This is a genomic window from Methylobacterium indicum, from assembly GCF_017347565.1.
Classification (GTDB): domain Bacteria; phylum Pseudomonadota; class Alphaproteobacteria; order Rhizobiales; family Beijerinckiaceae; genus Methylobacterium; species Methylobacterium indicum.
In genome coordinates this window covers 3,003,198-3,016,872 of sequence record NZ_AP024145.1, presented here as the reverse complement: position 1 = coordinate 3,016,872, position 13,675 = coordinate 3,003,198, and the positions used below count along the sequence as shown (strand labels likewise).

At 73.5% G+C, this 13,675-nt stretch carries 7 protein-coding genes; 2 read left to right on the top strand and 5 right to left on the bottom strand.

From position 1 onward, the window contains the following. Nucleotides 1-14: 14 nt before the first annotated feature. From miv_RS14155 to miv_RS14145, 3 genes are all read right to left on the bottom strand, one after another. On the bottom strand, nt 15-1,085 hold the full coding sequence (locus tag miv_RS14155; protein WP_207183214.1) for an endonuclease/exonuclease/phosphatase family protein: 1,071 nt from the start codon (nt 1,083-1,085) through the stop codon (nt 15-17). A gap of 84 nt (nt 1,086-1,169) precedes the next feature. Further along, entirely contained in the window at nt 1,170-2,090 is a 921-nt protein-coding gene (locus tag miv_RS14150) for a site-specific tyrosine recombinase XerD (protein WP_058616926.1), read from the bottom strand. A gap of 10 nt (nt 2,091-2,100) precedes the next feature. Continuing rightward, complete coding sequence (locus miv_RS14145) at nt 2,101-2,247, bottom strand: hypothetical protein (RefSeq protein ID WP_048426069.1); 147 nt, start codon at nt 2,245-2,247, stop codon at nt 2,101-2,103. Between the two features lie 257 nt (nt 2,248-2,504). On the opposite strand from miv_RS14145, the gene miv_RS14140 reads away from it, so the two are divergent. Both miv_RS14140 and aroB read left to right on the top strand, forming a co-directional pair. After that, nucleotides 2,505-3,185 (top strand): shikimate kinase, encoded by a 681-nt coding sequence (locus miv_RS14140; protein ID WP_082171832.1) that lies wholly within the window; start codon nt 2,505-2,507, stop codon nt 3,183-3,185. A gap of 22 nt (nt 3,186-3,207) precedes the next feature. Then, the gene (aroB, locus tag miv_RS14135; protein WP_207183213.1) at nt 3,208-4,326 is read left to right on the top strand and encodes a 3-dehydroquinate synthase; all 1,119 of its coding nucleotides are present in this window, start codon (nt 3,208-3,210) and stop codon (nt 4,324-4,326) included. 141 nt (nt 4,327-4,467) lie between these two features. Here aroB and miv_RS14130 read toward each other — a convergent pair whose 3' ends face one another. Beyond that, nucleotides 4,468-5,838, bottom strand: coding sequence for an aminotransferase class I/II-fold pyridoxal phosphate-dependent enzyme (locus miv_RS14130; RefSeq protein WP_048426059.1), 1,371 nt, complete (start codon nt 5,836-5,838; stop codon nt 4,468-4,470). Next, on the bottom strand, nt 5,835-13,292 hold the full coding sequence (locus miv_RS14125) for an SDR family NAD(P)-dependent oxidoreductase (RefSeq protein ID WP_425312972.1): 7,458 nt from the start codon (nt 13,290-13,292) through the stop codon (nt 5,835-5,837). Before miv_RS14125 ends, miv_RS14130 begins: the two co-directional genes overlap by 4 nt. Nucleotides 13,293-13,675 lie beyond the last annotated feature (383 nt).

The following is a 13,675-nucleotide window of genomic DNA, read 5'->3' as shown; positions in this document are numbered from 1 at the left end:
ACTTTTATGACCCGCTAGGACGAGGCGGCTTCGCGCGCCTGCACCACCGCCTCGGTGGCCTCCTGCCGGTCCTCGGCATCGGCCGCCGGAGGCTCCTGCACCGCCTCGGCGCTGGCGTCGCGGCACAGCTCGATCAGGATCGGGAAATGGTCGGAGCCGACATGCTCCAGCCGCTCGAGCCGGGCGAGCAGGAAGTGCTCGGAGAAGAAGACGTGGTCGAGGGGCCAGCGCAGGATCGGCCAGTCGGCGTGGAAGGTCGGGTAGGCGCCGCGCCCGACCCGCGGGTCGAGGAGGCCGCCGATGGCCTGGAAGAGCCCCGTGGTGCGCGACCAGGCGACGTCGTTGAGGTCGCCCGCCACCACCGTGGGCCCGGCCTCGCGCGCGACCTCGCGGGCGACCAGCACCAGTTCGCCGTCCCGCGTCGCGCTGCTGTGGCCCGGATGGGGCGGGCGCGGATGCACGCCGTGGAAGGTGAAGCGCTCGCCCGAGGGCAGGGTGACCCCGGCGCGCACCGAGGGCACGTCGTCCTCGATCAGGAAGCGCACCCGCACGTCGTCGAGGGGCAGGCGCGAATAGAGCATCAGCCCGTAGGTGTTGTCCTGCGCCTGGTCGACCCCGTGGGGGTAGCGCGCCCGCAGCGGCGAGAGCGCGTCGCGCCAGCCCGCATCGGTTTCGAGCGCCAGGACCAGGTCGGGATCGTGGCGCTCCACCACCCGCAGGAGCCGGTCGTAGGCGCGGTTCGATTGCAGCACGTTGACGATCAGGATCGCGACGCGGCGCTCGGGGTCGGCCTCGGCCGGGGCGGCCTTGGCGGTCGGCCGCGCCAGCCGCGTGAACGGCAGGATGTGGCGCAGCTGCAGGCCGAGCGCGGCGAGCAGCCCGGCCCCGAGGGCGAGCGAGACGGGATCGTGCCCGGCGGCCACCAGCAGGACCAGGACCGGCAGGATCGCGCTCGCGATCTGGAAGCGCGGAAAGTCGAAGGTGCGCACCAGCCCGGCGCGGCTGCGCCAGAACGGCAGCAGCGTCGCGGCGACGAGGCACGCCGCCAGGATCTGCGCGACGAGGGACAGGGTCGAGACCGGCACGTACGTTTTCCCCCCGCGGCTTTTCCGCCGCACCGGGGGACGAGATAGGTCGCGCCCGCTCCCGCGTCACCCGGGGCGGGGGGATCAGGCGCTCGCCAGCGGGTGGAGGTCGCGCACCATCTGCTTGAGGCGCTCGTCGAGGACGTGGGTGTAGATCTGCGTCGTCGAGATGTCGGCGTGGCCGAGCAGCTCCTGCACCACCCGGAGGTCGGCGCCGTTCTGCAGGAGGTGGCTGGCGAAGGCGTGGCGCAGGACGTGCGGGCTGATCTTGTCGGTGCGCAGGCCGGCGGCGGCAGCCACGGCCTTCAGGTCCCGGGCGAAGGCCTGGCGGGTCAGGTGGCCGGTCTCGCTGTCGGCGGGAAACAGCCAGGGCCCGGGCGCCGTCAGGGTCGCGAGATGGGCCGCCATGGCGGAGCGCGCCACCTCGGTCAGCGGCACCAGGCGCTCGCGCCCGCCCTTGCCGCGCACCACCAGGAAGCGCTCCTTGGTGGCGCCGGCGGCCCGCGGCAGGGCGACCAGCTCCGAGACGCGCAGGCCCGTGGCGTAGAGAAGCTCGATCAGGCAGTGCATCCGCCCGGCCCGGGCCGCCTCGGCGGGGTTCGGCGCCTTGACGGCGACCTCCTTGGCGACCGCGAGCAGGCGGTCGACCTCGGCCACCGAGAGCACCTTGGGCAGGCCGCGGCCGCGCTTGGGCCCCGAGACCGGCGCGGTGGGATCGCCCTCGGCCAGCCCCTCGGCGTAGAGGAAGCGGTGGAAGCCGCGCACGCAGGAGAGCCGGCGCGCCGCCGAGGTGCTCTTGAGGCCGCGCGCCTCCAGTTCGGCGAGGTAGGCCCGGATGCCGGCGGGCTCGACGGCGCCGGGATCGAGGCGCCGGCCCGCCAGATGGGCGAGGTAGTCGTCGAGGTCGCGCCGGTAGGCCGCGAGCGTGTTGGCGGCGGCGCCCCGCTCGGCGGCCAGCATGTCGAGATAGGCGTGCATCAGGCCCTGGGGGCCCAAGGTGCTCATGCCCCGCCGCTCACTTCGGCTGCAGCTTGGCGTTGGGGATGGTGACGGAGATCTCGCGCGGGGTCGGCTCGACGAAGGTGGCGAGCGCGAACATCGCCGCGAAGGCGATCCCGGCCAGGACGGCCACCACGACGAGGAAACGGAAGAGGGTCGGCACGTCGGACGGATCCCCGCGACTACGCGTGACAACGAGCGGCGCGGAGGAGAGGGCGCCGGCCACCTTGGCCGTCGGTTCGACCACGCGCCGCACCGCGAGGCAAGGCCGGCATCCGCACCGCCGCGCGGAATGCCGGCGCCTGTTGCGCGGGTGCCGAAGCGGACGCAGAGACAACGCAGACGGACCGGCGGCGCGCGTGGTTTTTCCCCGATATCCGCCGTTTCGCCCTGCGCGAAAAACAGGCTAAAGAACGCCGCATGAGCCAGCGTCCCCCTCATGAGCCATCGATCGAGTCGCGCGTGCGCCGAGGCCTCGGCCTGCGCTCGATCGTGCTGGTCGGCCTCATGGGCGCGGGCAAGAGCACCGTCGGCAAGCGCCTGGCGGGCCGCCTCGGCCTGATCTTCAAGGACGCCGACCACGAGATAGAGGCCGCGGCCGGCCTGACCATCCCCGACATCTTCGCCATCTACGGCGAGCCGAGCTTTCGCGACGGCGAGGAGCGGGTGATCGCGCGCCTGCTGCGCGAGGGGCCGATGGTGCTCGCCACCGGCGGCGGCGCCTTCATGCGGCCCGAGACCCGCCAGCGCATCGGCGAGGCCGGGGTCTCGGTCTGGCTCAAGGCCGAGCTCGACGTGCTGATGCGCCGGGTGCGCAAGCGCCCCGGGAGGCCGCTGCTCCAGAACGAGGACCCGGAGGGCACGATGCGTCGCCTGATGGACCTGCGCCATCCCATCTATGGCGGGGCCGACGTGATGGTGGTCTCCCGCGAGGTCTCCCACGACCGTGTGGTGCAGGACGTGCTCGAAGCCCTCGACGCCCACATGCTGGGCGACCCGGGAGACGGCTATGCCGGAGGCGCGGCCGGCGATCCCACGGGCTCCCCGCCCGAGACCGGCGGCGAGCCGGAGACCGCCGGCCACAGCGTCGCCGCCCATTGACCGCTCGACAACGGACGACGCCGTGACCGCGCAGACACAGACCGTTCACGTCCCCCTCGACGGGGGCCGGGCCTACGACATCCTGGTCGGCCGGGGACTCCTCGCCGAGATCGGCACCCGCGTCGCCGCGCTCAGGGCCCGGGCCGTCGCGGTGGTGAGCGACGAGACCGTGGCGGCGGAGTACGGCGAAGCCGTCACCGCCGCGCTCGCCGAGGCGTCCCTGCGCACCGCGCTCATCACGGTGACGCCCGGCGAGGGCTCGAAGAGCTATGCGGGCTTCGCCCAGGTCTGCGACGGGCTGATCGGCCACCGGATCGAGCGCGGCGACCTCGTTCTGGCGCTCGGCGGCGGCGTCGTCGGCGACCTCGCGGGCTTCGCGGCGGCTTCGCTGCGCCGGGGCGTGCGCTTCGTCCAGGCGCCGACCAGCCTGCTCGCCCAGGTCGATTCCTCGGTCGGCGGCAAGACCGGCATCAACTCGCCCCACGGCAAGAACCTCGTCGGCGCCTTCCACCAGCCGAGCCTCGTCATCGCCGATACCGCCACCCTCGACACCCTGGCACCGCGCGAGCTGCGCGCCGGCTACGCCGAGGTGGCGAAGTACGGGCTGATCGACGACCCCGAGTTCTTCGCCTGGTGCGAGGCGAACCTCGCCGAGATCTATGCCGGGGGGCCTGCCCGCGAGACGGCGGTGGCGTCCTGCTGCCGGGCCAAGGCCGGGGTGGTGGTGCGCGACGAGCGCGAGGACGGCGAGCGGGCGCTGCTCAACCTCGGCCACACCTTCGCGCACGCCCTCGAGCGCCTGACCGGCTACCAGGCGGCGCGCCTCGTCCACGGCGAGGCGGTGGCGATCGGCCTGTGCCTCGCCTTCCGGTTCTCCGCCCGGCTCGGCCTGTGCCCGGGCCAGGATGCCGGCCGCGTCGCCAACCACCTGGCGCTCGCCGGCCTGCCGACGCGGCTCGACCAGGTCCCGGGCGGGAGCGGCGACGCCGACCAGCTCCTCGACGCGATGCGCCAGGACAAGAAGGTCCGCGACGGGGCGCTGACCTTCATCCTGGCCCGCGGCATCGGCAAGAGCTTCATCGCCCCCGGCATCGAGGCCGGGGCGGTGCGGGAGTTCCTGGTGGACGAGCTGCGCGGCTGACGGGGCATCGGGTCCCGGCACGGCCCGGGTCATCCCCGGGCCGCGAAGCGGAACCCGGGATCCGGAGCCGCGGATGGCGCAGGGGTGGCCGAACGCCGGTCGCCTCGTCCGGGCCCCGCACCGGGACCCGGGGTGGGGTCGTCAGGCCCGCCGCGCCATCAGCCGCTCGACCAGCGAGCCGCCCTGGTTCAGCTCGTCGAGCTCGTCGGCGAGCACCGTCACGGTCTCGCGGATCTGCTCGGGCGTGTGCTCCGAGGTGATGAAGAAGCGCAGGCGCGATGAGCGCTCCGGCACCGCCGGGTGGATGATCGGCTGCACGTTGATGCCGCGCTGGAACAGCCGGTCCGATAGGGTCACGGCCTTGAGCGAATCGCCGAGGATCACCGGCACCACGGCAAGCCCGAGGCTGGTGCCGACATCGAGGCCGCGCTCGCGGGCGCAGGCGAGGAACAGGGAGCCGTTGCGGCGCAGCCGCGCGACCCGCTCCGGCTCGCGCCGCATCAGCGCCAGCGAGGCGGTGGCGGCGGCGGCGAGCGGCGGCGACAGGCCGACCGAGTAGACGAAGCCGCCCGCGGTGCACTTCAGGAGCTCGATGAGCGCGCCCGCTCCCGCGACGTAGCCGCCGCAGGACGAGAGCGTCTTCGACAGCGTGCCCATCCAGATGTCGACGCTGCCGGGGGGCACGTCGCAATGCTCGTGCAGGCCGTGGCCGTCCTTACCCAGCACGCCGAGGCCGTGGGCGTCGTCCACCATCAGCCAGGCGCCGTAGCGCTCCTTGAGGGCGACGACACCGGCGAGGTCGGGGGCGTCCCCGTCCATGCTGTAGAGGCCCTCGATCACGATCAGCGCCCGGCGGTGCTCGTGGCGGGTCGCGTGCAGCAGCGATTCGAGGGCCTGGAGGTCGTTATGGGCGAAGCTGCGGCGCTGGGCGCCCGACAGCTGCGCGCCGGTGACCACCGAATTGTGGATCAGGGCGTCGTGGTAGATCACGTCGCCGGGTTCGAGCAGGGCCGCGATGGTCGTCACGTTGGTGGCGTGCCCGCTCACCATCACCACGCAGGACTCGGTGCCGTAATGGGCGGCGAGCGCCTTCTCGAGGACGAGGTGGCCGGGGCGCTCGCCGGCGACGATCCGGCTCGCCGAGGCCGAGGTGCCGTAGGTCGACAGCGCGGCTTGCGCCGCCGCGTTCACCTCCGGATGGCCGTTGAGCCCGAGATAGTCGTAGGACGAGAAGTTGGTGAAGGTCCGCCCGTCGATCGTCGTCGTCGCGCCGGCCTTGGCGTCGTGAACGCGGAAGAACGGGTTGCCGAGGCCGATCAGGTCGGCGGCCGAGCGCTGGAGCTTCAGCTCCTTGTAGGCCGGCAGGCTGTCGAAGCTCTGGGCCTGCGCGAGGGCGGGCTTGGGCTCCGGCCTGGCCGGGGCGGGGCGGACGGGAGCCTTGCCGAGGCGGGCGGCGACGAAGCCCGCCAGGGCCTCGCGCCCACCCGCGCCGTGGGAGGATCCGCTGCTCATTGGGTGATGACCTTGATGTCCTGGCTGTTCTGCTCGACCAGCGCCTGGAGGGACTGGAGCGAGGCGGCGTCGACCGACTCGGCCCCGCCGTGGCGCTGCGACAGGCTGACGACCGCCGCCGCGCTCTCGTCGACCGGGGCCGCCACCGACTGGATCAGGGTGTCGGCGAGTTCGGTCACGGTCTGGCCGCTGGACACGCCCGACGGCGGCGCGTCGAGGCCGAACCGCTCCTGCAGGCTGGCGCCGAGCTCGACGCCCATCAGCGAGTCGAGGCCGATCTCCGAGAGCTGGCGCACCCGGCTGATGTCGTCCTTCGGCAGGCGCAGGATGCGGGCGATGTCCTCCACGATGGCGTCGGCCACGGTCTTGCGGACGTCGTCGAGGTCGTGGGCACGCAGGAGACCCGGGATGCTGATCGCGACCGCGCCGCCGGCCTCCGCCTGCTGCTCGGAGCCGAGGCTGGCGTAGCTCGGGGAGCGCAGGGTGGCGAGACGCTCGCGCGCCTTGCCCCAGTGCATCGCCGCGATGGCGATCACCGCGTCGTCGGAGGCGCCGCCCTGCGAACCCAGCGCCTCGGCCATCAGGTCGAGGGACTTGCGGGCATCGACCGGGGTCACGCCGACCCGGCCGGCCAGCGTCTCCATCACCGCCTTGTTGCGGGCGAGGACGCCGACATCGCCGATGGCGCCCCAGGCCACCGCCAGGGCCGGCAGGCCGAGGCGGCGGCGCTGGCGGGCCAGCCCCTCCATGAAGCCGTTGGCGGCGACGTAGGAGCCCTGGCCCGGATTGCCGATGAAGGTCGTGGCCGAGGAGAACAGCACGAAGTAGTCGAGCACCCGGTCGCGGGTCAGCGCGTCGAGGTGGCCGGCGCCGATCACCTTCGGGGCGATCACCGCTTCGAGGGCGGCCGGATCGAGGTTGGCGATCAGGCCGTCCTGCAGCACCATCGCGCCGTGGATGATGCCGGCGAGCTTGACGCCCTTGCTCTCCACCCGATCCAGCAGGCGCTGGACCGAGGCGCGATCGGCGATGTCGCAGGATTCGACCTGGACCGAGACGCCGCGGGCCTCGAGTTCGGCGATGGTCGAGAGCGCCGGCTCGCCGGACGGCGCCTTGCGGCCGACGAGCGCGATGTGGCGCGCGCCCCGGTCGGCGAGCCAGCGCGCCGCCTCGATGCCGAAGCCGCCCAAGCCCCCGGTGACGAGATGGACGCGGTCGGGCGCGACCACGAAGGGTTTCGTCGTCTCGGCCGGGATCGTGCCGGCCTTCGGCGGCGCGATCACGATCTTACCGACGTGACCCGATTGCTGCATCAGCCGGAACGCGTCCGAGACCTCTTCGGCCGCGAAGGGCTGGTAGGGCAGCGCCTTCAGGCTGCCGTCGGTGAAGAGCGCCATCACCTCGCGGAACAGCCGCTTGCCCTCGTCGGGCTGGAACTGGAGCAGCTGGTCGAGGTCGACGCCGAAATACGACAGGTTCCGGCGGAACGGCCGCAGGCCGATATGGGTGTTGGCGACGTAGTCGCGCTTGCCCAGCTCGACGAAGCGCCCGAAGGGCTTCAGCGAGTTGAGGCTGCGCTCCATCGCCTCGCCGAACAGGCTGTTGAGCACCACGTCGACGCCGTCGCCGGTGATGCGGCGGATGTCGTCGACGAAGGCGAGCGAGCGGGAATCGAGCACGTGCTCGGCGCCGAGCGCCTTGACGAGCGCCCGCTTCTCGTTCGAGCCTGCGGTGGCGATGACCCGGGCGCCGCGCATCCGGGCGATCTGGAGCGCCGCGAGGCCGACGCCGCCGGCGCCGCCATGGACCAGCACCCATTCGCCGGCCTTGAGGCGGGCGAGCGTCACGAGGCCGTAGAAGGCGGTGAGGAAGGCGACCGGCGTGGTGGCGGCCGCCTCCGACGACAGCCCCTCGGGGGCCGCCGCCACGACCATCTCGGGCACGACGATGTGGGTGGCGAAGCCCGACTGGGCGAAGGCCACCACCCGGTCGCCGGGCTTGAACGCGGTCACGCCCGCACCGACCGCCGCGACGCGGCCGGCGCATTCGAGGCCGAGGCGCGGACCGGCGAAGCCGTCCTCGAGGATCTCCTCGGGCAGCATCGAGAGCGCCCAGAGCACGTCGCGGAAGTTGAGGCCGGTGGCCTCGACCGCGATCTCGATCTGGCCGACACCGGGGGCGGACCGTTCGGCCGGCCCCCAATGCATCTCGTTGAGGCCGCCGGTGGTGCTGCGCTCGAGCCGGGCGGCGGGCGCCGCGGCACCCGAGCGGCGGACGGGCCGCGCCCCTTGCGCGAAGCGGACCACGCGGGTCGCATCGTCGTCGACCACGATCTCGGTCTCGGGGCTGCCGGACAGGATCAGGTCGCGCAGGCGCTCGGCGGCACGCTTCGAGGAGATCGACGGCGAGAGGTCGATGCGGCGCACGTCGAGGGACGCCACCTCGTTGGCGAGCGTGCGAGTGAAGGCCCACACGCCGGCCTCGACGCTGCAGGCCGGGCCGCCGCGGTCGCGGGTGGCACCGGGGCAGACGACCCAGAGCCGGGTCTGGCGGGTGCCGAGATGCTCGACGCAGCGCTTGAGGCCGAGGCAGCGCTCGCGCAGCCGCTCGGCCGCCTCGCCGCCGCGGTTGAAGGCACCGGCGAGGTAGACCACCGTGTCGGGGGTCTCGCGCTCCAGTTCGCGCAGCGACGCCTCGGAATCGAGGATGATCGAGACGTGGACCCCGCCCGCGACCAGGAGCGTCGCCAAGGAGGAGGCGGTCTCGGCCGCGAACTCGTCCTCGGAGCCGATGACGAAGGCGAAGGTCTGGCCGGCGGCGGCCTTCGGCCGGGGCGGGGCCTCGGCGAGCAGCAGCAGGTCGTTGCCGTTGCGGGTCACCGCCCGGTCGGCCGCGACCTTGACGAGGCCGACGGCGCTCAAGGAGCGCTGCCAGCCCGCCACGTCGTCGAGGCGCCCGACCGGCACGGTGCCGGCCATCTCGAACCAGCCGGCATCGAGACCGAACACCATGTCGCGGAACAGCGAGGCGCCGGGCTCGACCGCCGCGAACAGGCCGCCGGCCGCCAGCGACGCGGCGAGCGGGGTCAGGAGATCGCGGGAGGCGCGGTGGAGCACGTCGCTCGCCAGCACCGCGTCGAAGGCCGCGAGGCCGAGCTGCGCCGGGTCCTCGACGATCGTGACGCCGGCCGGCAGGGCGAGGCGGGCCCGCTCGGCGAGGCGCCGGTCGGCCTCGAACACGGTGAGGCGCGCCTCGTGCAGGCCGGCGAAGGTCGCGACCTGGGCCGAGAGCGGCCCGAACCCGACCTGGAGCAGGCGGAGCGCCCGGTCGCGGGGGAGCGCGGCGGCGCTGTCGTCGAGGAGCCGCATCACCGCATCGGCCGAGGCCCGCACGGTGGCGCCGCGCAAGCAGAAGGCGTCGAGCGCCGCCTGCGGCAGGGAGGGAGCGTCCGACAGCGTGCCGGCGAGGATCCGCGACACCACGGCGCCGAGATCGGCGCAGAGCAGGAGCTCGGCCGACAATTCGGGATGGTCCGCCGCGATCCAGCGCATGATCTCGTCGGTCGCCGGCAGCGTCACGTCGGCGCGCAGGCGCCAGCGGTCGTCGCCCGCGGCCTCGGCCAGGCCGCTGACCTCCAGCGCCGCGAGCTGGTTGACGAGCCACGGGCGCAAGGCCGCCGGCAGCCGGCGCGAGGCCGCGACGTCGACGACGCCGCCGACCGCGAGACCCCGGGCGAGCCGGTCGGCGAGCGAGGTCGCCCAGCCTTCGAGCAGCATGTGGCCGGCGCCGAGCGCCGCGTCGCCCTTGGCGGTGACCGCGCCGGCCTGGCGCCGCACCAGGGCGGCGACCGCCGGCTGCGGCTCCAGGGCGATCGCCGTCGGCTCGGTGGCGAGCTCGGTGAACTGGCGGATCGCGAAGGCGTCGAGGTCGCCCCCGGCCTTCATGCGCAGGGCCTGGAACCGGCCCTCGCGCAAGGTGGCGATCACCTCGCCGGCCTCGTCCACCAGGGTGAAGTCGGCCAGGATGCTGCGCTCGTTGCAGCGCCGGGTGCGGATCACCGCCCGGGCGATGGCCGCGCCGGGGCGCACCAGCCGGATCTCGCCGAAGCGGATCGGCACGTAGGCCCGGCTCGCCGCTTCGCCCAGGAGGTCGGCGAAGAGCAGGATCAGGCCGTGGAAGCAGGAATCGAGCCGTGCCGGCGACAGGCCGTAGCGGGCTTCGGGCCCGGCCGGCTGCAGCTCGGACACGATCGTGGCGTCGTCGAGCCGGGCCGAGCGGGCGACCTGGCGGAAGGACGGGCCGAAGCCGAGGCCCGACGCCCGGGCGCGGGCGTAGAGCGCCTCGCCGTCGATCGTGGTCTCGGAGGGCAGGGCCGCCACGGCGAGGCGCGCCGGGGCCGGGGTCTCGCCCTCGACCAGCTTGGCGACGGCGTGGAGCTGCCAGGGCGCCTGGCTCAGGCGCGGCCGGGACAGGATCTGCACCAGGTTGGCGCCCGGGGAGAACCGGGACAGCACCTCGCGCACGGTCTCCTCGGCAAAGACCATCGGCTGCTGGATCTCGAGATCGGCGAGCGTCACGCTCTCCGAGCGCACGACCTCGCGGCCGACCGCCAGCGCCATCTCGGCGAAGCCGGCACCGGGCAGGATCGCCTGGCCGTCGATGCGGTGGTCGTCGAGTTCCGGCACCGTGGCGACGTCGAGATGGGCCAGCCATTCCAGGCCGTCCGCGCCCTGGCGGGCGCCGATCAGCGGGTGGTAGGGCCGGGCGCTCGCCGGGTTCATCGCCTCGGTGGTCTCCGGCAGGCGGAAGACCTTGCGCTGCCAGGGATAGTGCGGCAGCGCCACGCTGCCGGCCGGGTCGGCCCCGAAGGCGATCGTCTCGTCGACGGCGGCACCCGCCGCGAGGGCCGCGGCCAGCGCGCGCCGGAACGGGTCGGTGGCGAGGGTCTTCTTCGGCAGCACGCCGACGGTGGCGCCATCAAAGCCGAGCGGCTCGAGGCAGTCGCCGATATGCGGCAGCAGGGTCGGCCGCGGGCCGACCTCGACGAAGATCCGGGCGCCTCCTTGCGCCGCGGCCTGGACCGCCGCGCTGAACCGCACCGGCTCGCGGATGTTGCGCCACCAGTAGCCGGCGTCGAAGGCGGTGCCGTCGAGCACGCCGCCGGTCACCGTCGAGGCGAGCGGCACGGTGCCGGCGGAGGGCGCGAGCCCCGCGAGGTCGCGCCGCAGCGGCCCCTCGATCGGGTCCATCAGGCGGCCGTGGAAGGCGTAGTCGAGGTCGAGCTTGCGGCCGCGGCGGCGCTTGCGCGCCAGCGCCTTCATGGCGGCGTCGATCATCGCGACGGGGCCCGCCACCGTCACCGCCTTGGGGCTGTTGAGGGCGGCGATGTCGAGCTCGGGATAGTCGACGAGGAAGGCCTCGACCTCCTCGACGGGGGCGAGCAGCACCGCCATGGTGCCGAGCCCGCGGGTCGCCTCCTGGTGCTTCGAGCGGTAGAAGATGACCTTCACCGCCTGTTCGAGCGTCAGGATGCCGGCGGCCTCCGCGGCGCCGATCTCGCCGACCGAGTGGCCGACGATCGCGGTCGGGGTGAGGCCCACGGCCTTCAGCGCGGCCGTCGAGGCGGTCTCGATGGCGAAGATCAGCGGCTGCGAGACGCTGGTGAGCGCGAGCCGCTGCTCCAGGTCGTCGGCGAACAGCGCGTCCTTCAGCGACCAGCCGGCGAGCGGTCGGAACAGGGCATCGGCCGCGTCGAAGCGGGCGCGGAAGACGGGGTTGAGGGCGTAGGCGTCCCGGCCCATCCCGGCCCACTGGCTGCCATTGCCCGAATACACGAAGGCGACGCCGCCGGCGCGCTCGACCGCGGTGGCGAGGGACGCCGCGGGCGCCTCCTCGCCCTCGGCGACGGCGCGCAGCGCCTCGGTCACGGCCTCGGCGTCGAGGTCGCGCAGCGGGATCGCAGCGCGCACCGGCAGGCGCTCGCGGCGATGCGCGGCAGCGGCGGCGACGCGCGACATCTCGGCCGCATCCGCCCCGTCGAGGCGGGCGGCGTAGTCCTGGGCGAGGTCGGCGAGGGCCGCCTTGGTCTGGGCCGAGACCAGCAGCACCTCCGGCTCGGGAGCCGGCGCGGAGGCCGCGGCCGGGCTGCGCGCCGGGTCGGTCAGGATGACGTGGGCGTTGGTGCCCCCGAAGCCGAACGAGTTGACGCCGGCAAAGCGCGGCTCGCCGGTGCGGGGCAGGGGCAGGAGCGTGCGGTTGACCGCGAGCTTCAGCTCGTCGAACGGGATCGCCGGGTTGAGCTCGGCGCTGTGCAGCGAGGGCGGCAGCAGGTCGTGCTCCAGCGCCAGGCTCGCCTTGAGCAGGCCGGCGAGGCCCGAGACCGGCTCGGTATGGCCGATATTGGTCTTGATCGAGCCGATCGGGAGCGGGGTCGAGCGGCCGCGGCCGAGCTTGCCGCCAATGGCGCCGGCCTCGATCGGATCGCCGACCGGAGTGCCGGTGCCGTGGGCCTCCATGAAGGTGATCGCGTCGAGGGCGACCCCGGCCTCGCGGTAGATCTCTTCCAGCAGCGCGCCCTGCGCGTAGCCCGACGGCAGGGAGATGCCGGTGGTGCGCCCGTCCGAGTTGACCTTCGAGGCGGCGATCACGCTGCGCACGGTCGCGCCGTTGCGGGCGGCGGCCTCAGCCGATTGCAGCACCAGGACGACGCCGCCCTCGGCGCGCACGTAGCCGTCGGCGCTCGCCGAGAAGGCCTGGCACAGGCCGGTGCGCGACAGCATCGAGGCGTTCGAGAACGACACGAAGTTGAACGGGCTGACCAGCAGGTTGACGCCCGCCACCACCGCCGTGTCGATCCGCCCCGAGGCGATCGCCGCGACCGCGGCGTCGAGGGCGACGAGGGACGACGAGCAGGCGGTGTCGAGGGTGAAGCTCGGCCCCTTCAGGTCGAAGATGTAGGAGATGCGGTTCGACAGGATCGACAGCGTGTTGCCGGTCGCCGCGTAGGCGTCGCCCGAGGCGCTGTCGAGGACCCGCAGGTTGCCGTAATCGAGCGAGGAGGCGCCCACGAACACGCCGATCGGGCTGCCGGCCACCGCCGACGGCCGTAGCCCCGCGCTCTCCAGGGCCTCCCAGGTCAGCTCCAGCAGCAGGCGCTGCTGCGGGTCCATCTGCTCGGCCTCGCGGGGCGAGATGCCGAAGACCGACGGGTCGAACGACCACGGATCGTCGATGACGCCGGCCGCCCAGGTGTAGCTCTTGCCGCGCTCCTGCGCCCGGGGGTGACCCATGCGCTCCAGGGACCAGCGGTCCTCCGGGATGCGCGAGACGGCGCACCGTCCCTCGATGAGCATCTGCCACAGGCTGTCGACGCCGGAGGCGCCCGGCAGCCGGCAGGACCGACCGATGATCGCGATGTCAGGACGCTGTATCACGTTCGCTTCGCACACGCTCATTTACGGAGGACGGGACGCGGCGGCGCCGCACCCGGGCAATTCACCCCAACCCATAGTATGAGGCCAGCACCGCGCCAACCCCGGAACGGCGCCACCCATCCCGACACGACAAGACTTGGCCTACCTGTGACATGCCTTCATCAGTCGAAGTCCTGCGACATGGCGGAGCAGAAGCACCGTAGCTGGGCCGCAAAACTGTCATCCGGTAGAAATACCGGATCTCACCGGTAATGCTGTCAAGCTCGAACGCGCCCCGGCCCGGACCGGACGCACGCGACACGTCTTAGACCCGATGAATCGGGTCGCAATGGGGCGGAGCGGCGCACGGGTGCCGGACCCGGCCCCGCGCGGGGTCGCGCTGCCGTCGCGCGCAACGCCAAGCC